This window comes from Cycloclasticus sp. P1 (assembly GCF_000299965.1).
GTDB classification, from domain to species: domain Bacteria; phylum Pseudomonadota; class Gammaproteobacteria; order Methylococcales; family Cycloclasticaceae; genus Cycloclasticus; species Cycloclasticus pugetii.
The window spans coordinates 1,123,813-1,148,528 of record NC_018697.1; the positions used below are offsets into that span (position 1 = coordinate 1,123,813).

Genomic DNA, 24,716 nt, shown 5'->3' on the forward strand with positions numbered 1-24,716 from the left:
TTTTTTAGTCACGATGCTCTGGCTGATTTTGATCGTCTGGTATCAGGGTTGATAAAAAGCAGCTTGTAAATATAGCCTCTTATCGTTACGCACTAGATTATTGCAAGCTTTATTCCCCTAAGCCGTAAGTTGGTTTATGTAGGATTAGCTCACTTTTATCATCTAACTGCAGTGCTTCATCATTAATAAACGATGTTTTAAGGACGACTAGTCCAGTGTTGGTTTCACCACCTATATTAAGTGAATTTAATATAGTCCCAACACTGTTAGGGTCGTCAGGACAATGGATGCTTTCACCTGCGGCGCGATCTTTTTCTGTGTGAAATTGAACCAACCGCCTTTTAACGGTGCCTTTATAATGCATTCTAGCGACAACTTCCTGCCCCGTATAACAGCCTTTTTGAAAATTAATTCCATTCAAAAGGTCCATATTTAACATTTGTGGGATAAATAACTCGCTTGTCTCTGTTGTTATTTCTGGAATGCATTCATTAATCAATAGTAGCTGCCAATCTGTCTCGTTGCTCTGTAATGTTATTGATGGGTCTGTCTTAGCAGTCGTGTATTGTTGGGTTGCAACGATTAATAAGGAAAGCTCGCTATCAGATTGATATTTAATGCTTTTTAAAGGCGCTAATAAGCTGCTCATTGCTGGAGGGAGAGGCTGGTTTATGCCAAATACTTTGTAGTCATTTGATGCGTCAGTAATCTCAACCTTTGATCGAAATACAAACATTTTCATACGTTTGATAATAATTGAGGCCATATCACTAGATAAAACCATGTAATAGGTTTCGTCGTGTTTTATTAGGTGAAATAATGTAATTACTCTGCCTTTTGGGTTACATACGGCTCCAAAAACAGCGTCAGAGTTTTTTAAAGCCAATACGTCACAAGTTGTTTGGCCTTGTAAAAAATGAGCTGCATCCTCTCCTGAAAAAGCAATAATTTTCTTACTACTTGAAAGGTCATATAGGGTAGTTGTATTCATATGCTTAGACTTACAATTCATGAGAGACATATTGTAACGTTAAAAAATTATGTTGCGGCACAAAAACCGTCAGTATATCCTTGAATATAAATGACTGATGTTTTAATCTAACGAGCTTCTGAATTGAGGTGTTTTAATGCGCAAAGAACTGGAACCAGCAGAGCAATTAAAAAAAAATAATGCTGAAAAAGACAATAAGCCTACACCGGAATTAACAAAAGAAATCAATGGTCGTTCTGGTCCAGAACCAACTCGCTACGGGGATTGGGAAAAGAACGGAAGATGCATTGATTTTTAATATATTTTTTACATCATCAAGAGGGTTTACATGAGTAGTAATAACAGACCACTATCACCGCACCTAGATGTTTACAGGTTGCCATTATCAGCATTGCTTTCAATCGTTCATCGCGGTACAGGGGCTTTTTTAACGCTTGGGACTCTTGTTCTAGTTTGGTGGTTAATGGCGTTAGCCGGCGGTGAAGAATCGTTTATCTCTGCACAACAGTTTATGGGGAGTTTTATAGGGCGATTGGTTTTGTTTGGTTGGACATTTGCTTTGTTTTTTCATTTATCAAACGGCATTAGGCACTTGGTTTGGGATGCTGGTTATTGTTTTGAAAAAGCTGACGTTGAAAAAACGTCTTATATTGTCTTAGGGTTATCTGCTTTCTTAACAATTGTTGTTTGGATTGTTGCCTTTTCATCTGGAGCGGGAGCATAACATGAGTTTAAGATCACCACTTGGCCAGGCTAAAGGCCTAGGTTCAGCAAAAGACGGTTTACACCACTGGTGGGCTCAACGTGTAACGGCCGTTGCCCTTATTCCATTAACAATTTGGTTTGCGTTTAAAGTGGCTGTACTCAGCATGGCTGATTACACAACCGTTGTAGACTGTATTGGCACGCCTTGGTCTGCTGCTTTGATTGTTAGTTTAGTTGTTGCTGCTTTCTATCATGCCGCATTGGGTATGCAAGTTATTTACGAGGACTATATTGGTGCTAAGGCTGTACGAATTGCCGCCATTATGGGGACTAACTTATTATTATTTTTATTGGCCGCTGCAAGCATTATTGCTGTGGTACGCATTGCTGTGGGAGGCTAGAGCTGTATGAGTATTGAAGATTATAAAATAACCGAACACAAGTACGATGTTGTGGTGGTCGGTGCTGGCGGTGCTGGTTTACGTGCAACCTTTGGGATGGCGCAAAAAGGCTTAAAAACAGCGTGTATTACTAAAGTTTTTCCTACGCGTAGTCATACTGTTGCTGCACAAGGTGGTATTAGTGCAGCGTTAGGTAATATGGGTAAAGATGATTGGCGCTGGCATATGTATGACACCGTCAAAGGGTCTGATTGGTTGGGTGACCAAGATGCTATTGAGTATATGTGTCGTGAAGCGATTCCTGCAATTGTTGAGCTTGAACATTATGGTGTGCCATTTTCTCGTACAGAAGAAGGCAAAATCTATCAGCGTCCTTTCGGTGGGATGACCACTAATTATGGTGAAGGGACTGCACAACGTACTTGTGCAGCGGCTGACCGAACAGGCCATGCAATCCTTCATACGCTATATCAACAATCTTTAAAACATGATGCAGAGTTCTTCATTGAGTACTTTGCGCTTGATTTAATTATGGATGACGACGGTGTATGTCGTGGTGTATTAGCACTTAAAATGGACGACGGTACGCTTCATCTGTTCCGTTCACACATGGCTGTCATGGCAACCGGTGGGTACGGGCGTTCATACTTCTCTTGCACCTCTGCCCACACCTGCACTGGTGATGGTAATGCTATGGCGTTAAGAGCTGGCTTGCCTCTACAAGATATGGAATTTGTTCAATTCCATCCCACAGGTATATACGGCTCAGGTTGTTTGATTACTGAAGGTGTGCGTGGTGAAGGTGGCTATTTAACTAATTCTAAGGGTGAGCGCTTTATGGAGCGTTATGCGCCGAACGCTAAAGATTTAGCCTCTCGCGATGTAGTGAGTCGCTCCATGACGATTGAAATTAATGAAGGGCGTGGCGTTGGTCCAGATGGGGATCATATTAACCTTCATCTGGAACACTTAGGTCCTGAAGTTATTGAAGAGCGTTTACCGGGTATTGCCGAAAGTGCAAAAATATTTGCAGGTGTAGATGTCAGCAAGGAACCTATTCCTGTTCTACCAACCGTGCATTACAACATGGGTGGTATTCCAACCAATTATAAAGGTGAAGTTGTTACTCTTGATGGCGATAACCCAGATAAAGTTGTAGAAGGGTTGATGGCTATTGGTGAGGCTGCTTGTGTGTCTGTTCATGGTGCGAATAGATTAGGGTCAAACTCACTATTAGATTTAGTAGTGTTTGGTCGTTCTGCAGCTATTAGAGCCGCTGAAGTGGTTAAACCTGGTACGGATCATCCAGACTTGGCAAAAACTGCCTGCGATAAAGCATTAACTCGCCTAGATAAGTTTAGAAATGCAAATGGTTCTAAAAGAACCTCAGAAGTTCGCCTAGATATGCAAAGAACCATGCAAAAACATGCGGCTGTGTTTCGAACAGGTGAGTCTATGCAAGAAGGTGTTGAAAAACTTAGAGAAGTTCAAGAATCATTTAAAGACGTGTCGATCTCTGATCGTTCACTAATTTGGAACACTGATTTAATAGAAACACTGGAACTTGATAACTTATTGTCTCAAGCAGCGGTAACGATTGAAGGTGCTTTAAATAGAGAAGAAAGCCGTGGTGGTCACGCACGTGAGGATTTCCCAGATCGTGATGATGATAAATGGCATAAGCATTCAATTATGTGGTTTGACGATCAAAATAAGGTCAGCATTAAGTTCCGCCCTGTACATATGTATACATTGTCGGATGATGTGGATGTTGTTCCGCCTAAAAAGCGTGTCTACTAAGATTTAACGAGGATAAATAAATGGCTGAATTTACACTTCCAAAAAACTCTGTAGTACAAGAGGGTAAAACTTACCCTGCACCTGAAGGTGCTACCAATATTCAAGCAGTTGAAATTTATCGTTGGGACCCAGATAGCGGTGAAAACCCACGCGTTGATAAATACTTTCTTGACCTAGATACTTGTGGCCCAATGGTATTGGATGCCATTATCAAAATTAAAGATGAGGTTGATTCAACATTAACTTTTCGCCGTTCTTGCCGTGAAGGAATTTGTGGCTCTTGTTCGATGAATATTAATGGTAGAAATACCTTAGCCTGTACCAAAGATATTGGTGATATTGATGGGCCTATTAAGATTTACCCATTACCGCATATGCCCGTTGTAAAAGACATTGTGCCTGACCTAACGCACTTCTATGCTCAATACGCCTCTATCAAACCTTGGATTCAATCAACAACACCACCTCCACCTGATAAAGAGCGGCTACAGTCAAAAGAAGACCGCGCACAACTTGATGGTTTATATGAATGTATTCTTTGTGCATGCTGTTCAACATCATGCCCAAGTTACTGGTGGAATGGTGATCGCTACCTAGGTCCAGCAATCTTGCTGCAAGCTTATCGTTGGTTAGCTGATTCGCGTGACGAAAATGCAGGTGAGCGTTTGGACGAGCTTGAAGATCCTTTCAAATTGTATCGTTGCCATACCATTATGAATTGCACTGAAACCTGCCCGAAAGGTTTGAATCCAGCAAAAGCCATCGCTGAGATTAAAAAACTATTAGTTGAACGAAAGATTGCTTAATGTCTGATAAATCAAAGCTCCTTTGGCGCTGCCGACGTGGCGTGAAGGAGCTTGATGTTCTTTTTACTCGTTTTGTAGATACCTCTTATGATGCGCTCTCAGCAGCTGAAAAAGAGGCTTTTAATAAACTACTAGAAATTGAAGACCCTGAAATATTAGGTTTCATGCTCTATGGTGATATTCCAAAGGATCAAAACGTAGCCCGTATCGTTGAAAAAATTTGTACCGACCTTTGAAATAAACATACAACCATCTAATAGAATTAGGTGGTTTGCTTATAGCGTCTTTATATTCGCACTGATGGCTTGTTGGTTAAATGCCTTGGCTTTTCCAGCCCAAGTTATGTTGAGCGTATTTGTCATATTGATGATTGCCCATACCGTTCACATTGGTGCTTTAAATGTTGCTCAAGTCAAAAAAATACGCTGTATGGAAAATGCTGATTGGCTGATAGAGAGAAATCATGTTAAACCTCATGTGTATCGTCTTAAAGAAACCACAAGACTCTTAGGTCCGCTTATTTTTCTACATTTCCAGTCAGACACCAAGACCTTATATTTGGCATTAGGCAGTGACTCTATGACTAACGAGGAGAATAGAAAACTGCGTGTTGCGTTAAAGGTATATAAAAACCAGCTGCTAAACCCTAAGGTTTAAGGATTGTATCTTTCTTAAAGTGCTTATCATCTAGGTTAGGATAATCTAGTGTGTAATGTAAGCCACGGCTTTCCTTACGTAGAAGCGCACTATCGATAATAAGTTCTGCGGCGGTAACGAGATTCCTTAATTCGAGAAAGTCACTGGTTACATGAAATTTACCGTAATACTCTTGTATCTCTCGTTTTAATAGCTCAATACGATTTTTAGCTCGCTGTAACCGTTTGGTTGTTCGAACAATACCCACGTAATCCCACATGAACTGGCGCAATTCAGCCCAGTTATGTGAAACGACAATGGCTTCATCTGAATTAATGACTTTTGAATCGTCCCAGGCTGGGATGTTGGGCTGTTTTTTGGTGTTTTTTAAGAAACGAGTGATATCAACACTGGCCTGTTTGGCGAAAACTAAACATTCAAGAATAGAGTTGCTGGCCATTCTATTAGCACCATGTAACCCAGTGAAAGCAGTCTCTCCAATAGCATATAAACCGGTAATGTCGGTTAGTCCGTTTTTGTCAGTCATTACGCCGCCACAAGTGTAATGCGCCGCAGGAACAACAGGTAACGGTTCTTTGGTCATATCAAAACCGAAATCAAGGCACCTCTCGTGGAGCATGGGGAAATGTGATTTTGTAAACTTAGCGGTACGATGGCTAATGTCTAAGAACAAAGAAGAAACCCCTAAACGCTTCATTTCATGATCAATCGCACGGGCAACAATATCACGAGGGGCGAGTTCTGCACGTTTGTCAAAATTTGGCATAAAACGTGTGCCGTCTGGCAATAATAAAAGTCCACCTTCTCCTCTAACCGCTTCGCTGATTAAAAAAGACTTGGCTTCTGGGTGAAATAAACAAGTCGGATGAAATTGCATAAATTCCATGTTAGCGACTCTACAACCAGCGCGCCATGCCATAGCAATGCCGTCGCCAGTTGAAACATCGGGGTTGCTGGTATACAAATAAACCTTGCTCGCTCCGCCTGTTGCGAGCGTAATGCAAGGTGCTTTCATGCTAAATACGATATCTTTTTTAGCGTCCAGTACATAACAACCGATGACTCTTTTTTTACCGCTTAGGGTGTCTGTTTCTGTGACTAAATCAATAACATTATGGTGTTCAAAAATCTTAATATTCGGCTTATTAAGCACTTGTTCGTTTAGTGCAAGTTGCACCGCTTTACCCGTTGAATCATCTGCGTGAACAACACGCCTATAGGAATGACCACCTTCTTTAGTAAGGTGCAATTGACTGTTTGATTGCGTGCTCTTATGAGTGGAAAACGCGACATTATTCTTCATGAGCCAATCAATACTGCTTTTACCGTTTGATACCACTAGTTCAACAACATCGTCATGGCATAAGCCAGCACCAGCACGCATGGTATCTAGGCGGTGAGATTCTAATGAGTCAGCGCTGTCTAAAACGGCTGAGATGCCACCTTGGGCATAATAAGTACTGCCTTCAGACATATTTAGTTTTGAAAGAATAGCAACTTGAAGGTGGTCAGGTAATGAAAGGGCAAGTCCTAGACCAGCGGCACCGCTACCTATAATGATAACGTCATAAGAAAGTGAATGATCAGGCATATTAATTTATTTGATTAGACTTACTCTTAAGGGTCATAATGGAAAAACTTTGTTACTTTACACGGAATAATTAATAAATTGCTTTTTTCTTCTAAACAATTGAACTCCTTCTTAATACGACTGTCTTTAGGGCAAGCGTTAGAGTTATCTGTACAAGTTTATGTGAGCAGGTATGTCTGACCAAGATGATCAGCAATTAATCGCGCTTGTTAAAGAGGGTGATAAGAAGGCGTTTGATAGATTAGTTATTAAATATCAGCAGCGTATTATTCAATTGGTGAGCAGGTATATTAGTGATGCAAGTGAGGCTCAGGATGTGGCGCAAGAAGCATTTATTAAAACGTATAAAGCCTTGCCGAATTTTAGGGGAGATAGTGCTTTTTATACATGGTTATATCGTATTGCCGTTAACACAGCTAAAAATCACCTTGTTTCTAGAGCACGAAAATCTTCTGATCATACGGTGGATGTCAATGATGCAGAAAATTTTGAAGGCGCATTTCAACTTAAAGAAGGCGACACGCCTGAACACCTGTTACTTAGTGAAGAGATTAGAAGCACTATTCAACAGGCCATTAACGACCTGCCAGACGAATTGAGAAATGCGATCAGCTACCGAGAACTAGATGGAATGAGTTATGAAGAAATTGCACAAAAGATGAAGTGTCCGGTTGGTACAGTTAGGTCACGCATATTTAGGGCTCGTGAAGCCGTGGATAAAATACTAAAACCATTGCTCTAATTAGGTTATTGATTAGGAAAAAAAATGAATGACACGCATAAACAACAACTCTCATCGCTGCTTGATAATGAATTAAGTAATTATGAGATGAAAGAGTTATTAGCCGAAATACAAAGTGATCACGAGCTGAATCAAACCTTAGATCGTTATGCGCTTATTAGAGAAGTATTAAGTGAAGAACCAGATGTTCATCAACAATCATTTTTAAAGCAAGTTCAGGCGGCAATTGTTGCGGAGCCAACAGTTTTAGCCCCCCAACGTAATAAATCAGACAGTAAAACATATATAACGGCAGCCATAGCGGCCTCAGTGGCCATTTTCGCAGTCATTGTTTTTAATATAAATAATGTGCCCTCCGTGTCCCCACAACAACAATCTATTGCATCACTTGACCCTCAAAAGGAAGAACATTTAGCCCTAGAAGAGCCCGTTGATGATGAGTTAATAGTTAATGAAAATACATTACGTCCTCAGTTAGTTACCTTTGGACGGTAATTGATTAACTCTCCGGTTTATCAGGATAACGTGGTGAATAATTTGTTGTTTAATAACAGGTTTCAGTATTTTCTAGTAAAAGCACTTAAAACTAATATAACCAAGTGGAAATAGATGTGATTGAAGAAATAGCCGTCGTACAATCGGTAGACCATTCATGGGTTAGTGTTGAAACCACCCAAAGCTCTTCATGCCAAAGTTGCAAAGAAGCGTCTTCTTGCTCGACTTCAACGTTATCAAAATTTTTTGGGTCCAAAAAAATTCAACTTAAAATGCAATCAACGTTACCACTAAAAGAGGGTGATGAAGTTGTTATTGGTATTAGCGAAAAAGTGTTTTTGGGACTAACCGGTTTAATATATTTTGTACCCTTATGTGCGCTATTTCTCTTTGCAATAGTAGGCCAATACCTAACCGAACAATTCAATTTAAATAATGAATTATTGACTATCGTTCTAGCACTTATTGGTTTTGCTGGTTGCTATCAATTTATTAAAAAATTAATTGAGAGTTTTTTTGAAGTACAGAAAATTAACCCGGTAATCTTGAAAAAAATTTAATGCTCCCCATTTATTTTGAATCGTTATAAAAAGGAAAACTTATGTATACACGTTTGAGCCGAAGTATTTTTTTTATAGTTATGTTATCGGGTTTGTTTACGAATGCTGTAGCTAATGGTTTGCCTGACTTCACGGACCTAGTAGAGAAAAATAATAAAGCCGTTGTAAATATCAGCACAACGCAAAAAGCGCAACAGCACAGTGTCTTGCCTGAAGGTTTCGAGTTTCCAGAAAACCAGCCTTATAGTGATTTGTTAAAACATTTTTTTGGTGGCCAAGGGCAAAGGCCACGCCAACGCGAGTCTCGTTCATTAGGGTCAGGGTTTATTATTTCAAATGATGGGTTTTTGTTAACCAATCACCATGTTGTTAAAAATGCAGATGAGATTTTCGTTAGGCTTCAGGACCGTAGAGAGCTTAAAGCCGAATTGATTGGTAGTGATGAGCGTACCGACGTTGCGTTACTAAAAGTAGATGCTAAAGACCTCCCTGTTGTGAAATTAGGTTCATCTAAATCACTTAAAGTAGGGGAGTGGGTATTTGCGATAGGCTCACCCTTTGGTTTTGATAGCTCAGTGACGGCGGGAATTGTTAGTGCTAAGGGTCGAAGTTTACCTAAAGAGAATTACGTGCCTTTTATTCAAACGGATGTTGCGATTAACCCCGGCAATTCTGGTGGCCCCTTATTTAATCTAGAGGGCGAAGTGGTTGGTATCAACTCACAAATTTATAGTCGCTCTGGTGGCTTTATGGGCTTATCATTTGCAATTCCGATTGATGTTGCGCTAAATGTAAGTAACCAATTGAAGGAATCTGGTCATGTTATTCGCGGCTGGCTAGGTGTTCGTATTCAGGATGTCACTCGTGAACTAGCAGAATCCTTTGAGATGGATAAACCTCAAGGTGCCTTAGTGGCTCAAATTGTTCCTGATAGCCCAGCAGAAAAAGCAGGCATTCAAGTCGGCGACGTTATCATAAGTTTTAACGGTGAAAGTATAAGTCGCTCATCCTCTTTACCTCCTTTAGTAGGTGCCGCTAATATCAAAAATAAGGCTCGAGTAACCGTTATTCGCAATAAGAAAACTAAAGTGCTTACGGTCACGCTAGAAAATTTACCAGAAGATGAACAAGCATCAGCTACCGATGTAATTGAGTCAAAGGGTAATAGTATTCTTGGCATGTCTATAAAAAACTTAACAAAACAGATGCGTGATGAGCTAGGAATTAAGCAATACGGTGTTCTTGTTGCCTCTGTTGATAATGGGAATGCATCAAATGCGGGTATTCGTGCCGGTGATATTATTATGCAACTTGATGGCCAGTCAGTTAAAAATACCCAGCACATGAAAAAGTTGGCTTCTAAAATAAAAGAAGGAAAGTTTATTTCTGTGTTAATAAATCGACAAGGGAACCCAATTTTCCTCGCATTGAAAAAATAATAGGTACAATACACGCTATAAAATTAAACGCCTCTTTTGAGGCGTTTTTAACTATGTGAATCGGATGATTTATATACGATTTAGCCTACATTTACGGTCTATGACCCCGATTGACGAGTAAAAACGTGCCTGATATTAGCTTAACAAGAAATTTTTCTATCATTGCCCATATTGATCATGGGAAATCTACTCTTGCAGATCGCTTAATCCATATATGTGGAGGTTTGAGTGAACGTGAAATGGAGGAGCAAGTCCTTGATTCAATGGATATTGAACGTGAACGTGGTATTACCATTAAAGCGCAAAGTGTTACCTTGCATTACAAAGCAAACGATGGAATAACCTATCGATTGAATTTTATTGATACACCTGGCCATGTAGACTTTTCATATGAAGTATCACGTTCTTTAGCAGCCTGTGAAGGAGCTTTATTGGTGGTTGATGCCGCGCAAGGAGTTGAGGCGCAAAGTGTAGCGAATTGTTATACCGCTATTGATTTAGGGCTAGAAGTTCTACCGGTACTAAATAAGATAGATTTGCCCTCTGCAGAGCCTGAACGTGTTGCAGAAGAAGTAGAAGAAATTATAGGTATTGAAGCAATTGATGCGCCTCAAATTAGTGCTAAAACTGGATTGGGTGTTGAATTGGTTTTAGAAGATATTGTAAAGAATGTGCCTGCGCCTAAGGGGGATCCTGATGCCCCTTTACAAGCGTTAATTATTGATTCTTGGTTTGATAATTACCTGGGTGTTGTCTCTTTGATTCGTGTTGTTAATGGCACGATAAAAAAGAAACAGAAAATCAAAATGATGTCTTCAAATAATATTCATTTAGTCGATCAAGTTGGTGTTTTTACGCCCAAAAGGGAGGTGCTTGATGCACTGTACCCTGGTGATGTGGGATTTATGGTTGCTGGCATTAAAGATATTTATGGGGCTCCAGTTGGTGACACGATCACCTTTTCGAGCCAGCCTGCGGAAAACTCATTGCCGGGTTTTAAAAAGGTTCAAGCACGTGTGTTTGCCGGCTTGTTCCCTTCAAGTTCTAATGATTATGAGAACCTTCGAGAAGCATTAAATAAATTAAAGCTTAATGATGCCTCTTTAAACTATGAACCAGAAACGTCTGATGCACTGGGTTTTGGGTTTCGCTGTGGTTTCTTAGGTATGCTGCATATGGAAATCATTCAAGAACGTCTTGAACGTGAATATGACTTGGACCTAATAACTACCGCACCAACGGTTGTTTATGAAGTGCTATTACATAACGGCGATATTATTGAGGTAGATAACCCAGCAAAGCTGCCTGATATTTCAACAATTGCTGAAATTCGTGAGCCGATAATTGAAGCCCATATACTGGTTCCTCAAGAGTATTTAGGAAATGTGATTACGTTATGTATTGATAAACGTGGCGTACAAACAAAAATGCAATACATGGGCAAACAAGTGTCATTAAGCTATGAGATGCCTATGAGTGAAGTGGTATTAGACTTTTTTGATCGTTTAAAATCTGTTAGTCGCGGATATGCATCGTTTGAATATGAGTTTAGACGTTTTCAAGCTGAGCCCTTAGTAAAATTGGACGTGCTTATTAATGGCGACAGGGTCGATGCCTTATCCCTAATTGTACATCGAGATATTAGCCAAGGGCGTGGCCGCGAGTTGGTTGAAAAAATGAAAGACCTTATTCCAAGGCAGATGTTTGAAATTGCCATTCAAGCTGCTATTGGTGCGAAAATTATTGCACGCTCCTCAGTCAAAGCACTTAGAAAAAATGTGACGGCTAAATGCTATGGTGGTGATGTTTCTCGTAAACGTAAACTATTAGAAAAGCAAAAAGCCGGGAAAAAACGTATGAAACAAGTTGGTAATGTTGATATTCCACAAGATGCCTTTCTTGCGGTGCTTAAACTAGGAAGTGACTAATGCATTTTGACTTTTCTGCCGCACTAACACTCGCCACCTTTATAACTGGGTTTATTGCCGCTATTTATTGGCTTATAAAACGGTTGAAAAAAAGCCAAACCGCCCGTAAAGAGCCACTGATTGTTGAGTATTCAAAATCATTTTTCCCAGTGCTTTTATTCGTTTTGGTTTTGCGCTCGTTTATTGTAGAGCCATTTAGAATCCCCTCCAGCTCGATGATGCCAACATTACTAATAGGTGACTTTATTTTGGTTAACAAGTTTTCCTACGGCATACGGTTGCCTGTTGTTGATACAAAAATAATTGATATCGGAAAGCCAGAACGAGGTGACATTATGGTTTTTCGTTACCCCCAAAACCCCTCATTAGATTACATTAAACGCGTGATTGCCTTACCTGGTGATAAAGTCGGCTATTTCGATAAACATATTTTTATTAATGGTGAGAAAATAATACAAAAACCCTTAGGTCTGTACAAAGGTGTTGGCCAAGGGGAGAATATGACAGGTGCCTTATTGCAGCATGAGCAACTACAAGCGAAAGAACACGAGATACTTATTATGCAACAACGTCCGTCAGTTGAAGGTGAAATAATAGTGCCTGATGGACATTACTTCATGATGGGAGATAACCGTGATAACAGTAATGATAGTCGATACTGGGGTACGGTCCCTGAAGAAAATATAGTCGGTAAAGCGTTTATGATTTGGATGAACTGGGATGCTGATAATAAAGGTGTCGATTGGTCAAGATTAGGTTCAATAATACAGTAGGATTAATTATAAAAAGGAAATATGGTATGAATTCATCAAAGCAAAAAGGGTTTACTCTTGTCGGGTTAATTTTAGTTTTCGGCTTAATAGGCATTATTACATTAAGTGTTTTGAAGGTATTCCCTGTTTATATGGAACACCTTGCTGTTAAAAAGGCAATGGAAGCGATCGAGATGGATCAAGACTTAAGTAAAATGAGTGTTGGGCAGATAAGGGGCTTGTTTCAGAAAAAACTGGATATGAATCAGGTTAACAGTATTAACGCCAAAAACGCCAAAATCAACCGTTCTCTTAGCGACATTACGATGAAAGTTGACTATGAGGTTCGTAAAGACTATATCGGCAATGTTGATTTAATCCTCTCATTTAGTGATGAGTTTGAAGTACCTATTTAAAGTAAATTAGATGATATGTTGAGCTTTGATGCTAGCAGGCTGCAAAAAAAAATAAATACAATATTTGATGATCATGCTTTACTCGAACAGGCATTAACGCATCGAAGTATTAGTAAAAATAATAATGAGCGTTTAGAGTTTTTAGGCGATGCTATTTTAGGGTTTATTATTGCCGATGCAATCTATGAGAAATTTCCTGCGGCTGATGAAGGCGTGATGAGTCGGCTTCGTGCGCATTTGGTTAATGGAGAATCGTTAGCAAATATTGCTAAAATGCTGCAGTTAAGCGATGAATTGGTACTGGGGCCGGGCGAGATGAAAAGTGGTGGTAAACACCGTGCTTCGATTCTTTCTGATGCTGTTGAAGCATTAATAGGTGCCATGTATAAAGATAAAGGGCTAAACGAAACGAGATCTTGGGTGTTGACGATATTCAAAACACAATTAGACTCATTAAATTTAGATACCGCTTCAAAAGATCCAAAAACTCAATTACAAGAATATCTACAAGCGCGTGGTATAGCGGTGCCTCGCTATAGTGTAATCTCAACCACAGGACTGGATCATAATCAGCAATTTAAAGTTGAGTGCCAGGTTGACGGTGTGGAAGAAGTGGTATGCGCAACAGCTAGCTCTCGGAAAAAAGCCGAGCAAAAGGCTGCATCAAAAATTTTAGAGGGTTTATTATCATGACAAAAAAATCATTCAAAAGTGGTTTTGTTGCCCTTATAGGTGCACCAAATGCCGGTAAATCAACCCTTTTAAATAATATATTAGGGCAAAAGATCAGCATTACTTCTAGACGACCACAAACGACGCGTCATCGGATATTAGGCATTAAAACAACAGAAGCATCGCAAGTTGTGTATGTTGATACGCCAGGTATGCACTTAGGTGGTAAAAGGGCGTTAAATAAATACTTAAACAAAACCGCAGACACCAGCCTAATGGGGGTTGATGTGATTGTTTGGGTTAAAGATGATATGCAATGGGATGCTATTGATATCTCTATTCTTGAGAAGTTAAAAAATGAAGGAGCACCTGTCGTTTTAGCGATTAATAAAATTGATAAGGTTGCTGACAAAGAAAGCTTATTGCCATTTATTCAGAAAATTAGCCTCGAACACGATTTTCAGTCGATTATCCCTATTTCTGCTTTAACAGGTAAACAATTAGGTGAGTTTGAACAGCTGCTTCTAACGTTACTTCCTGAGGGTGAGTTGATGTTTCCGGAAGATCAGGTGACCGATAGCTCTGAACGATTTATGGCAACAGAAATTATTCGAGAAAAGCTTATACGTCGTCTAGGGCAAGAAATTCCTCATTCATTAAGTATTAGTATCGATCAATACAAAGTGGAAGAAAAAATAACCCGTATTCATGCTGTTATTTGGGTGGAAAGGGATGGGCAAAAGAATATAGTCATAGGCGATAAAGGCGTAGGGCTTAAAGAGGTTGGTACGCAGGCTCGTCTGGATATTGAGAAAATGCTCGAATCAAAGGTTTATTTGAATTTATGGGTAAAGGTTAAGAAAAACTGGTCGGACAATGAACGAGAATTGATCAGTTTAGGGTATCGGGGTATCGAATAACTGACTATATAAGGAACAGCGTTAATTCGTTTACACAAATGCGATGAATAGAGTTGAGCATCAGACGGGCTTTATTTTAAAAAGTCAGGGGTTTAAGGAAAACAGTTCAATTCATCAAGTGTTTACGCGCGATTATGGTGTTTTGTCGATTCTTTCCAAAGGCTCAAAAAAAAATAATTCTAAATACGGTTCTTTGTTGCAAGCCTTTCGAGCATTATCGCTATCTTGGATTGGTAAGAGTGATCTTAAAACGCTTATCTCTATCGAGGACCCTGAAAATATACCTCAATTGAAAGGAGCTGCTTTGTATTGTGGCTTTTATGTTAATGAATTAATTCTATGTTTACTTCATAAACACGATGCGCACCCTTATTTATTTGATGCATATAGAGACGTTATTGTTTTGCTGTCAAAGGGCCTATCGCTGGAAGTACACCTGAGAGAGTTTGAAAAAAAGTTATTTGACGCAATCGGCTATGGGCTCATGCTGGAATATGACAGTGAATATCAACGACCGATAGACCCTAGTAAATATTACATCTATCATCCAGGGCAGGGGCCTCGGTTGACTAATAATGAAAATCATCCTGATGCCGTTCTTGGTAGTACTCTAATTAACCTTAACAATAATAACCTACAAGGCAAAACAGAGCTAAAGCAAGCAAAACGTCTTATGCGACGGTTAATCGATAACCAGTTGGATGGTAAAATACTTAAAAGTCGCGATTTGTTCGCTTAATTTTCTACTTTATAACTATGCATAAAAATTCTCTCTTTTTAGGTGTTAATATTGACCACGTTGCCACATTAAGAAATGCACGAGGCACAGACTACCCGTCCCCACTTGATGCCGCCTTTATCGCTGAGCGAGCTGGCGCCGATGGCATCACTATTCATTTACGAGAGGATCGCCGCCATATTAGAGATCAAGATGTATACGACATCGCGTCCAATATACACACGCGATTAAATTTAGAGCTGGCTATTACCGATGAGATGATTGATATTGCTTGTAGAACAAAGCCAGCGTCTTGTTGTTTGGTGCCTGAAAAACGTGAAGAATTAACTACGGAGGGTGGCTTAGATGTTTCTGGGAACTTTGAGCGATTAAGACAAGCTTGTTTATCACTATCATCAGCTGGCATTTTGATCTCCCCTTTTATCGACCCAGATAAAGAACAAATAGACGCTGTAAAAGAAGCGGGTGCCTCGATGCTTGAATTGCATACCGGTTGCTACGCAGATGCAAAATCATTATCCGAGCAAGAAGCAGAATATAACAGAATTGTAACGGCTGCTAATTATGCCGATAGTTTGGGTTTGCAAGTTAATGCGGGCCATGGTTTGCATTATCATAATGTAGAACCCATTGCTAAAATTCCAGAAATTGTAGAGCTTAATATTGGTCACTCAATTATTTCAAGGGCGCTAATAACGGGACTTGAGTTAGCCGTACGTGATATGAAAACATTGATGCATAACGCACGTGTTAACTAGGCTTTATTAAATGATGAAATTTGCTGTTGGGGTTGAGTATGATGGAAGTTGCTACCATGGTTGGCAACGGCAAAAAAACACTCCTCAGACGGTTCAAGAGAAACTAGAGTCTGCCTTGTCTGTGCTAGCATCGAGTCCTGTATCTGTTGTTTGTGCAGGGCGGACCGATGCTGGCGTGCATGCTTTAGAGCAAGTTGTACACTTTGAAACCAGTAAGCAACGAGAATTACATCAATGGGTATTTGGTACAAATGCTAATTTACCCGACGATATTCGTGTTGTGTGGATTAAACCGGTTACGGAAGATTTTCATGCTCGTTTTTCAGCGGCTGCGCGTTACTACCGGTACGAGATTTTAAATCGTTGGGTAAAATCTGCCTTAAGTCGACATCATGTCACCACTATTTTTAACCCCTTAGATGAAAACTTAATGCAGAAAGGGGCTAATTATTTATTGGGTACTCATGATTTTACTTCATTTCGTGCACAAGCTTGCCAAGCAAAATCTCCGGTTAAACATATTCATTCGATTGTTATTAAACGTATCGATGATAAAATCATCATCGATATCATCGCCAATGCTTTTTTACATCATATGGTGCGAAATATAGTTGGCACCTTATTACCTGTTGGGACAGGGGAGCGACCTCCCGAATTCGTACATCACGCACTGAAGGCTAAAGATCGTCGACAGGCAGGCGTAACTGCTTTGCCTAATGGTTTGTATTTTAAAGGCGTGTACTACCCTGAAGCGTTCGGTTTAGATAATCTTGAGGCGTTTTCGCCTTTTAGTGATGCCATTGAAAAAAAACAGAGCTAAGTAAAAAAATGCCATTTAGAACACGTGTGAAAATTTGTGGAATTACTCGGCCTGATGATGCCTATGCAGCGATAGAAAATGGTGCAGATGCGTTAGGTTTTGTCTTTTATGATAAAAGTCCAAGAAGTATAGAAATACAAAAAGCTGAAATTCTATTTTCTAATATATCGCCATTTATCAATAAGGTAGCGCTTTTTGTTAATCCAGATTATGATTATGTTAATCACGTCTTAAGCAAACTTCCGGTTGACCTTCTTCAATTTCATGGTGATGAAGATGAAGTATTCTGCTCATCTTTTAACAAGCCCTATTTAAAAGCGATTAGAATGCGTAACAGCATAAATTTAGATGAGGTAGCTGATACTTATCACTCAGCATCTGGGTTATTGCTTGACGCTTTTGACAGCAGCCAATACGGTGGTACTGGACAAACATTCGATTGGGATCTAATACCAAAAAAATGTAAATTACCTATCGTATTAGCCGGTGGGCTTAATCCGAGTAATGTCTCTAAAGCCATACAGAATACTAACGTATTTGCCGTAGATGTTAGTAGTGGGGTTGAAAAAAGCAAAGGGGTCAAAGACCACCAATTAATAAAACAATTTATGCAAGAGGTTAAACGTGCCAACGAGTGACAAAAAAATGCAAGCAGCTGTAACACATTATGACTTACCTGATGAACGTGGTCACTTTGGCCCTTACGGGGGGCTGTTTGTTGGTGAAACACTAATGGAATCGATTGAAGAGTTGAATGAGGCATATGCTAAATTTATGCAAGACCCCGATTTTCTTGCAGAATTGGATGCTGATTTGCATGACTATGTCGGCCGTCCATCTCCTATCTATCATGCAAAACGCTTAAGTGAAGAAAATGGTGGTGCGCAAATTTATCTTAAACGAGAAGATTTAAACCACACCGGCGCGCATAAAATAAACAATACAATTGGCCAAGCGTTATTAGCTAAACGCATGGGTAAAACACGAATAATTGCAGAAACTGGTGCTGGTCAACATGGTGTTGCGACGGCAACTGTAGCTGCACGGCTAGGCCTTGAGTGTGTTGTTTACATGGGCGCTGAAGACATTCAGCGTCAATCACCTAATGTATATCGTATGAAATTGCTAGGTGCCAAAGTGGTGCCAGTTACTTCTGGATCACAAACGCTTAAAGATGCTCTAAACGAAGCGCTTAGGGACTGGGTAACCAATATAGATGATACGTATTATATTATCGGCACAGTAGCCGGGCCGCACCCTTATCCTGCAATGGTCAGAGACTTTCAAACGGTTATTGGGCGTGAATCTCGTGAGCAAATGATTGCTAAAACGGGCCACTTACCCAATGCGCTAGTGGCCTGTGTTGGTGGTGGTTCTAATGCCATCGGGCTTTTTCACCCATTTATAAAAGATCAATCAGTCTCTATTTATGGCGTAGAAGCGGCTGGTTTAGGTGTTGAAACAGGGCAGCACTCAGCGCCTTTATGTGCAGGTAAACCAGGTGTGCTGCATGGGAACAGAACGTATTTGATGGCCGATGACAACGGTGAAATTATTGAAACGCATTCTATTTCTGCTGGTCTTGATTACCCTGGAGTAGGGCCAGAGCATTCCTGGTTAAAGGATATAGGGCGTGCCGAATATGTCAGTATTAAAGATGATGAGGCGTTAGCGGCTTTTCATCAATTAACCCGAGTAGAAGGTATTATTCCTGCGCTGGAATCTAGCCATGCAGTTGCTTATGCGACCAAACTAGCGAAAAAAATGAACAAAGATGAAACCATTTTAGTGTGCCTATCGGGTCGAGGAGACAAAGATATATTTACTATTGCGAAACTTGAAGGTATTGAACTATGAGTCGTTTAGACAAGTGCTTTAAAGGACTCGAAGGTGCCAAGCAAAAAGCTTTAATTCCCTTTATTACTGCGGGTGATCCAGATGCTGATTTTACTCTATCTTGCATGCATAACATGGTTAAAGCTGGAGCCAGCATTATTGAACTAGGCGTTCCTTTTTCTGACCCGATGGCCGATGGCCCTGTTATTCAACAAGCCAGTGAAAGGGCGTTGGCAAAAGGAATGTCTTTAAAAGGGGTTATAGAGATTGTTCGGGCATTTCGAGAAACTGATCAAGTAACACCGGTTATTTTAATGGGCTATTTAAATCCGATTGAATTTATGGGTTATGAAACCTTTGCCAGTACTGCTGCGAAAGCTGGTGTTGACGGCGTGTTAACTGTTGATATTCCTCCTGAAGAAAGCTCCGATTTAATAGCAGCGTTTAAACAGCATGGTTTAGCGCCTATATTCCTCTTATCACCAACCAGTAATGAGAGTCGTATCAAAAAGGTGTCAGCTGTTGCGCAAGGTTATATTTATTATGTGTCTTTGAAAGGCGTAACCGGTGCGGGGCACCTTCAACTAGACGACATTAAAACAAAAATACAAAATATCAAACAATACACATCATTGCCTATAGCCATTGGTTTTGGTGTTAAAAATGCCGATATCGCCGCGAATATTGCTAAAATAGGTGATGCTGTCGTGGTGGGGAGTGCGTTGATTAACTGCATTACCGATCACTCTGAGAATCAATCGAAAGGGCAACAAGCCATTTCTGGTTTATTAAGTGAAATGCGAACGGCGATGGACGCTGTCACAAAATAATTATAAAGGTTAGGTGATTTATGAGCTGGTTTGAAAAATTAATACCGTCTGGCATCCAATTAAGTGGTAAGAAAAAAGGCTCTGTGCCTGAAGGTTTATGGTGTAAATGTGATAGTTGCCATAGCGTTTTATATAAAACGGACTTGGAAAGTAATTTACATGTATGCCCAAAATGTGATCACCATCAGCGTCTAAGTGGTCGAGCACGCCTAGAGTCTTTCTTAGACGAAGCTGGCCGTGTAGAAATTGGTGGGAACGTCAGATCGCTTGACCCATTAAAGTTTAAAGACAGTAAAAAATATAAAGACCGCCATGCCTCTGCCGTCAAAGCTACAGGGGAAACTGATGCACTTATCGTGATGAAAGGCAGCGTTCTTGATATGGAGCTTGTTGCAGCAGCCTTTGATTTTTCATTTATGGGTGGGTCTATGGGTTCAGTAGTCGGTGAGCGCTTTATGCGGGCTGTGAATCAATCCATCGAATCCAATATTCCATTGGTATGCTTTTCAGCAAGTGGTGGAGCGAGAATGCAAGAGTCCTTGTTTTCTTTATTCCAAATGGCTAAAACCAGTGCCGCCTTAGCACAATTGGCTGACAAAAAAATCCCCTTCATATCCGTTTTAACAGACCCAACTATGGGTGGTGTGTCGGCTAGTTTAGCAATGCTAGGAGATGTACATATTGCAGAACCCAATGCATTAGTAGGCTTTGCAGGACAGCGAGTGATAGAGCAAACGGTTAGCGAAAAACTACCAGAGGGCTTTCAACGCAGTGAGTTTTTATTAGAGCATGGTGCAATAGATATGATTGTTGACCGCAGAGATCTACGTCAAACGATCACAGATATTCTTTCCTTATTGCATGCGGGCCATGACAACTTGAAAGCACTCGATGTGCCCGTGGCTGAAGTAGTGCCCGATGACGAACTGGACGACGATCAATAATCAATAGTTAGCGTGCAATCTGGTTTATCAGCGTTATCTTCTATTGACGAGTGGCTGGCTTGGCAGGAACAGTGTCATGTTAAAAATATTGATCTTGGTCTGGAGCGTGTAGCAAGCGTATACAAAGCATTAAAGCCAACACATTCACGGTCTATTTATACCATCACGGTGGCGGGCACCAATGGTAAAGGCTCTTGTGTTGCTATGCTAGAAGCAATTTTTATTGCCGCTGGCTACAGTGTAGGCGTTTATAGTACACCGCACCTTAAACACTATAATGAACGGGTTAGAATTAATGGCACGCCCGTGCTTGATTCCTCACTAGCCTCATCTTTTTATAAAATAGACCTCGCACGAAAAGAAACCAGCTTAAGTTATTTTGAATTTGGCACGCTGGCAGCCATAGACGTATTTGATCATTATAAAGTGGATATTCAAATTCTCGAGGTTGGTTTGGGCGGGCGACTTGATGCAGTTAATATCGTCGATGCTGATGCCGCACTTATTACGAGTATCTCTATTGATCATATTGATTGGTTAGGTGATGACCGTAATCAAATTGCGTTAGAAAAAGCAGGTGTTTTCAGAGCCAACCAGATCGCTGTTTGTGGCGATTCGACGGTGCCTAACAGCTTAATTGATTATGCAAAAAAACTAGGCACCCAATTATCGTTAGCAGGTAAAGACTTTGATGTTAATAAAAACGCTAACGACTGGTCTCTAGTGGCGAATCATGTGTTTGCAGGGCATTACCCAATGCCAGTTTTACAAGGTTATCACCAAATAAAAAATGCTGCTGCCGTGGTTAGCCTATTAGCAAACATACAGCACATTAAACCAGTTAGTAAAAATAATATTGACATTGGCCTTCGACACACCTCATTAAAAGGTAGGTTGCAACAGGTTAGTTCAGCGCCTGATATTTTTTTAGACGTTGCACATAATGCTGAATCAGCTCAGGTGTTATCGGACTTTCTTAAAAGTAAAAAGACTAATGGGCAACTCCATGCCGTCTTTTCTGTACTGGCGGACAAACAGTTAAATGAAGTGCTTAAACCTTTTATTGGGCTAATTGATAATTGGCATATTGCACCATTACAGGCTCCCAGAGCGTTATCAGTGGCTGATTTATATAAAAGCTTGGTCGATGATAATTCACAACAATGCTTTAAATATTCATCAATACAGCAGGCATTGAAAAATGCGAAACTTGCTGCAAAGCAAGATGATTTAGTTATATGTTTTGGTTCTTTTTATGTGGTAGAAGCGTGTTTAGAAGCGTTATAATGCGCTCAAATACTCCCTAATAATAGTCTCTTAAATTTATATGGAACAACCTTTAAAACAGCGTTTAATTGGTGCCACTATTGTTATTTCTTTGGCTGTTATTTTTTTACCAATGCTCATCGGTCAAAAGCCAGCGGATACAGATATTATTACAATAGATATTCCTACTGAACCGAGCGAGCCAACGCCGAACATTCAGACATTGCCCGAACAAAAAGAAGAAATAGTGGCTAAGGTTTCAATCTCTAAAGAATCCGGTGTCAAAATTTCTGAACAAGTCCCGCCAACTATCCCCAGCCCACCAGAGGTTAAAACGGTTGAAGGTATTTCTGCATGGGTTGTTCAAGTTGGTAGCTTTTCAGACTCAAAAAATGCAAACAGCCTAGCAAGTAAACTTAAAAGTGCTGGTTTTACAGCATTCGTTGAACCGTCATCTGTTAAAACTGGTGATATTTTCCGCGTAAGAGTTGGGCCGGAATTAGACAAAGAGAAGGCAGAAGCTATTAGTGTAAAGCTTCAAAAAGAACAGAAGCTTTCAAATACCATCGTTATCCAATATCCATAGGTTTGTCGGTGAATGTTTTAAATAATATGATTTGGGTAGATTATGTCATCCTTGGCATTATCTTCATTTCGGCACTCATTGGTTTATTTAGAGGTCTAGTAAAAGAAGCCTTTTCGTTAGGTACATGGGTGGTTGCGATTATAGTTGGTATTAGGTTTAGCCAACCATTCTCATTTTACCTAACCGATTATATTGAGGTTCCCTCCGTCAGAATCGCTGCGGCGTTTATTATTTTATTGTTATTAACACTGATATTAGGCGCTATGTTGTCCTATTTAATCAGTCAAATAGTTGATAAAACAGGGTTAACGGGTACCGATCGATTTGCTGGCCTGCTTTTTGGTATAGCACGTGGCGTGGTCGTTATGGCCGTGTTAGTTTTATTGGCAGGTTTAACACCTTTACCTCAAGATCCTTGGTGGGTAGAGTCAATGCTTATTGGGCCTTTTCAGGAATTATCTCTTTGGTTAAGAGAACAAATTCCCGATGGTGTTAGTGAGTACTTTTCATATTAAGTTTTTAAAAGGTTGAATCAAAATGTGTGGAATTGCGGGTATCGTTGCTCATCACAACGTTAATCAAGAGTTATATGAAGCGTTAACTGTTTTGCAGCACCGCGGTCAAGATGCCGCTGGTATTGTCACTTGTGAAGGCAGTCAGCTGCATCTTCGTAAAGCAAACGGCTTAGTTCGAGATGTTTTTAGAACCAGTCATATGCTAGAACTGAAAGGAAATATGGGTATTGCTCATGTTCGTTACCCAACAGCAGGCTGCTCAAGTTCTGCAGAGGCTCAGCCATTTTATGTCAATTCACCTTTTGGCATTACCTTGGCGCACAATGGTAATTTAACAAATGCCGCTGCGCTGAAAAAAGAACTGTTTATCGAAGATCAGCGCCATATCAATACTAATTCGGACTCGGAAATTTTATTAAATGTATTAGCCCATGAGCTGCAATCTTTAGGCAAATTAAAACTTAATGAAAATGACGTTTTTAAAGCGGTAGAAGCCCTACATAAACGTTGTGAAGGAGCCTATGCAGTCGTAGCAATGATTACAGGTTTTGGCGTTGTTGGGTTTCGTGACCCTAATGGCATTAGACCCATTTGTTATGGTGTGCGTGAAACTGATGAGGGTAGCGATTATATGATTGCTTCGGAATCAGTTGCCATGGATGCTCAAGATTTTAAATTAATTAGAGATATTGCACCGGGTGAAGCTGTTTTTATTAAAAAAGGCGGGGTAATACACACCAAACAGTGTGCAGAAAACCCTCGTTTAACACCTTGTATATTTGAGTACGTATATTTAGCTCGTCCAGACTCAATTATGGACAATGTTTCGGTGTATAAGTCACGTCTAAGAATGGGTGAGAAATTAGCCGAAAAAATCATGAGAACTCGTCCTGATCATGATATCGACGTGGTAATCCCTATCCCAGATACTAGTCGAACCTCTGCTTTACAGCTTGCTAATATGCTAGATGTCAAATATAGAGAAGGGTTTATTAAGAATCGCTATATTGGCCGCACGTTTATTATGCCGGGGCAACTAGAACGTAAAAAATCGGTTAGACGCAAACTTAATGCCATTGATCTAGAGTTTAGAGGTAAAAACGTTTTATTGGTCGATGATTCCATCGTTAGGGGGACAACTTCAGGTCAAATTATTAAATTAGCGCGTGAAGCCGGGGCTAAAAAAGTTTATTTTGCATCGGCTGCCCCAGCCGTTCGCTACCCAAATGTCTATGGTATTGATATGCCGGCTGTTGAAGAATTAGTTGCGCACGATAGAACAACGGACGAAGTACAACAAGCCATAGGCGCTGATTGGTTGATCTATCAAGAGCTCGATGATTTATTTGAGTCGGTTAGAAAACGTAACCCAGAAATTGTTGATTTTGATGCGGCTTGCTTTAATCAAAATTATGTTACCGGAACGGTTAGCGATGAATACCTTAGAGAGCAAGGGTTAAGTCGATCAGATGATCAAAAAGCGATCAACGATTTGGATCCTACAGTGATTGAACTGCATAACTCTCACTAATTATAAAAGGCGCATA

The 24,716-nt window shown here is 40.2% G+C and carries 29 protein-coding genes; 27 read left to right on the plus strand and 2 right to left on the minus strand.

The window, feature by feature from the left end:
* Positions 1-109: 109 nt before the first annotated feature.
* Positions 110-991, minus strand: coding sequence for a folate-binding protein YgfZ (locus Q91_RS05370; RefSeq protein ID WP_015005870.1), 882 nt, complete (start codon positions 989-991; stop codon positions 110-112).
* A 136-nt stretch (positions 992-1,127) separates the two neighbouring features.
* Here Q91_RS05370 and Q91_RS11480 point away from each other — a divergent pair, with 136 nt between their 5' ends.
* The 7 genes from Q91_RS11480 to Q91_RS05400 are packed head-to-tail and all read left to right on the plus strand — an operon-like array spanning position 1,128 to position 5,360.
* A complete protein-coding gene (locus tag Q91_RS11480; RefSeq protein ID WP_015005871.1) occupies positions 1,128-1,289 on the plus strand; it encodes a DUF1674 domain-containing protein in 162 nt (53 codons plus the stop codon).
* A gap of 30 nt (positions 1,290-1,319) precedes the next feature.
* A complete protein-coding gene (gene sdhC / locus Q91_RS05375; protein ID WP_020932672.1) occupies positions 1,320-1,715 on the plus strand; it encodes a succinate dehydrogenase, cytochrome b556 subunit in 396 nt (131 codons plus the stop codon).
* A gap of 1 nt (position 1,716) precedes the next feature.
* The gene (sdhD, locus tag Q91_RS05380; protein ID WP_015005873.1) at positions 1,717-2,097 is read left to right on the plus strand and encodes a succinate dehydrogenase, hydrophobic membrane anchor protein; all 381 of its coding nucleotides are present in this window, start codon (positions 1,717-1,719) and stop codon (positions 2,095-2,097) included.
* Between the two features lie 6 nt (positions 2,098-2,103).
* Positions 2,104-3,897 carry a succinate dehydrogenase flavoprotein subunit gene (gene sdhA, locus Q91_RS05385; RefSeq protein ID WP_015005874.1) on the plus strand — a complete coding sequence of 598 codons (1,794 nt, stop codon included), beginning with the start codon at positions 2,104-2,106 and terminating at the stop codon, positions 3,895-3,897.
* 20 nt (positions 3,898-3,917) lie between these two features.
* On the plus strand, positions 3,918-4,703 hold the full coding sequence (locus tag Q91_RS05390; protein WP_015005875.1) for a succinate dehydrogenase iron-sulfur subunit: 786 nt from the start codon (positions 3,918-3,920) through the stop codon (positions 4,701-4,703).
* A complete protein-coding gene (locus Q91_RS05395) occupies positions 4,703-4,939 on the plus strand; it encodes a succinate dehydrogenase assembly factor 2 (RefSeq protein WP_015005876.1) in 237 nt (78 codons plus the stop codon). Before Q91_RS05390 ends, Q91_RS05395 begins: the two co-directional genes overlap by 1 nt.
* The gene (locus Q91_RS05400; protein WP_238538366.1) at positions 4,914-5,360 is read left to right on the plus strand and encodes a protein YgfX; all 447 of its coding nucleotides are present in this window, start codon (positions 4,914-4,916) and stop codon (positions 5,358-5,360) included. Before Q91_RS05395 ends, Q91_RS05400 begins: the two co-directional genes overlap by 26 nt.
* On the opposite strand, the gene nadB is transcribed toward Q91_RS05400, so the two are convergent.
* Positions 5,350-6,951 (minus strand): L-aspartate oxidase, encoded by a 1,602-nt coding sequence (gene nadB, locus Q91_RS05405; protein ID WP_015005878.1) that lies wholly within the window; start codon positions 6,949-6,951, stop codon positions 5,350-5,352. The genes Q91_RS05400 and nadB overlap by 11 nt on opposite strands.
* A gap of 172 nt (positions 6,952-7,123) precedes the next feature.
* On the opposite strand from nadB, the gene rpoE reads away from it, so the two are divergent.
* From rpoE to purF, 20 genes are all read left to right on the plus strand, one after another.
* Complete coding sequence (rpoE, locus tag Q91_RS05410; protein WP_015005879.1) at positions 7,124-7,693, plus strand: RNA polymerase sigma factor RpoE; 570 nt, start codon at positions 7,124-7,126, stop codon at positions 7,691-7,693.
* 24 nt (positions 7,694-7,717) lie between these two features.
* Positions 7,718-8,188 (plus strand): sigma-E factor negative regulatory protein, encoded by a 471-nt coding sequence (locus Q91_RS05415; RefSeq protein WP_015005880.1) that lies wholly within the window; start codon positions 7,718-7,720, stop codon positions 8,186-8,188.
* Positions 8,189-8,304: 116 nt separating this feature from the next.
* The gene (locus Q91_RS05420) at positions 8,305-8,748 is read left to right on the plus strand and encodes a SoxR reducing system RseC family protein (RefSeq protein ID WP_020162128.1); all 444 of its coding nucleotides are present in this window, start codon (positions 8,305-8,307) and stop codon (positions 8,746-8,748) included.
* 41 nt (positions 8,749-8,789) lie between these two features.
* Positions 8,790-10,187, plus strand: coding sequence for a DegQ family serine endoprotease (locus Q91_RS05425; protein WP_015005882.1), 1,398 nt, complete (start codon positions 8,790-8,792; stop codon positions 10,185-10,187).
* Between the two features lie 125 nt (positions 10,188-10,312).
* A complete protein-coding gene (gene lepA, locus Q91_RS05430; RefSeq protein ID WP_015005883.1) occupies positions 10,313-12,115 on the plus strand; it encodes a translation elongation factor 4 in 1,803 nt (600 codons plus the stop codon).
* On the plus strand, positions 12,115-12,888 hold the full coding sequence (gene lepB / locus Q91_RS05435; protein WP_015005884.1) for a signal peptidase I: 774 nt from the start codon (positions 12,115-12,117) through the stop codon (positions 12,886-12,888). The genes lepA and lepB overlap by 1 nt, the downstream gene beginning before the upstream one ends.
* Positions 12,889-12,914: 26 nt before the next feature.
* Positions 12,915-13,283: a DUF4845 domain-containing protein gene (locus Q91_RS05440; protein WP_015005885.1), complete on the plus strand. Its 369-nt coding sequence runs from the start codon at positions 12,915-12,917 to the stop codon at positions 13,281-13,283.
* A gap of 15 nt (positions 13,284-13,298) precedes the next feature.
* Positions 13,299-13,976: a ribonuclease III gene (rnc, locus tag Q91_RS05445; RefSeq protein WP_015005886.1), complete on the plus strand. Its 678-nt coding sequence runs from the start codon at positions 13,299-13,301 to the stop codon at positions 13,974-13,976.
* The gene (gene era, locus Q91_RS05450; RefSeq protein WP_015005887.1) at positions 13,973-14,875 is read left to right on the plus strand and encodes a GTPase Era; all 903 of its coding nucleotides are present in this window, start codon (positions 13,973-13,975) and stop codon (positions 14,873-14,875) included. The genes rnc and era overlap by 4 nt, the downstream gene beginning before the upstream one ends.
* 43 nt (positions 14,876-14,918) lie before the next feature.
* Positions 14,919-15,614 carry a DNA repair protein RecO gene (gene recO / locus Q91_RS05455; protein ID WP_015005888.1) on the plus strand — a complete coding sequence of 232 codons (696 nt, stop codon included), beginning with the start codon at positions 14,919-14,921 and terminating at the stop codon, positions 15,612-15,614.
* Positions 15,615-15,631: 17 nt separating this feature from the next.
* On the plus strand, positions 15,632-16,372 hold the full coding sequence (gene pdxJ, locus Q91_RS05460) for a pyridoxine 5'-phosphate synthase (protein ID WP_015005889.1): 741 nt from the start codon (positions 15,632-15,634) through the stop codon (positions 16,370-16,372).
* Between the two features lie 10 nt (positions 16,373-16,382).
* Complete coding sequence (gene truA, locus Q91_RS05465) at positions 16,383-17,192, plus strand: tRNA pseudouridine(38-40) synthase TruA (RefSeq protein ID WP_015005890.1); 810 nt, start codon at positions 16,383-16,385, stop codon at positions 17,190-17,192.
* Between the two features lie 8 nt (positions 17,193-17,200).
* Entirely contained in the window at positions 17,201-17,830 is a 630-nt protein-coding gene (locus tag Q91_RS05470; protein ID WP_015005891.1) for a phosphoribosylanthranilate isomerase, read from the plus strand.
* Positions 17,831-17,837: 7 nt separating this feature from the next.
* Positions 17,838-19,049, plus strand: a complete 1,212-nt coding sequence (gene trpB, locus Q91_RS05475) for a tryptophan synthase subunit beta (RefSeq protein ID WP_015005892.1) — start codon at positions 17,838-17,840, stop codon at positions 19,047-19,049.
* Complete coding sequence (gene trpA / locus Q91_RS05480; protein WP_015005893.1) at positions 19,046-19,858, plus strand: tryptophan synthase subunit alpha; 813 nt, start codon at positions 19,046-19,048, stop codon at positions 19,856-19,858. The genes trpB and trpA overlap by 4 nt, the downstream gene beginning before the upstream one ends.
* 20 nt (positions 19,859-19,878) lie before the next feature.
* Complete coding sequence (gene accD, locus Q91_RS05485) at positions 19,879-20,802, plus strand: acetyl-CoA carboxylase, carboxyltransferase subunit beta (RefSeq protein WP_015005894.1); 924 nt, start codon at positions 19,879-19,881, stop codon at positions 20,800-20,802.
* A 12-nt stretch (positions 20,803-20,814) separates the two neighbouring features.
* Positions 20,815-22,089, plus strand: a complete 1,275-nt coding sequence (folC, locus tag Q91_RS05490) for a bifunctional tetrahydrofolate synthase/dihydrofolate synthase (RefSeq protein WP_015005895.1) — start codon at positions 20,815-20,817, stop codon at positions 22,087-22,089.
* A gap of 40 nt (positions 22,090-22,129) precedes the next feature.
* Positions 22,130-22,654 carry an SPOR domain-containing protein gene (locus tag Q91_RS05495; RefSeq protein WP_015005896.1) on the plus strand — a complete coding sequence of 175 codons (525 nt, stop codon included), beginning with the start codon at positions 22,130-22,132 and terminating at the stop codon, positions 22,652-22,654.
* Positions 22,655-22,662: 8 nt separating this feature from the next.
* Positions 22,663-23,169 carry a CvpA family protein gene (locus Q91_RS05500; protein WP_015005897.1) on the plus strand — a complete coding sequence of 169 codons (507 nt, stop codon included), beginning with the start codon at positions 22,663-22,665 and terminating at the stop codon, positions 23,167-23,169.
* Between the two features lie 22 nt (positions 23,170-23,191).
* A complete protein-coding gene (purF, locus tag Q91_RS05505; RefSeq protein WP_015005898.1) occupies positions 23,192-24,700 on the plus strand; it encodes an amidophosphoribosyltransferase in 1,509 nt (502 codons plus the stop codon).
* Positions 24,701-24,716 lie beyond the last annotated feature (16 nt).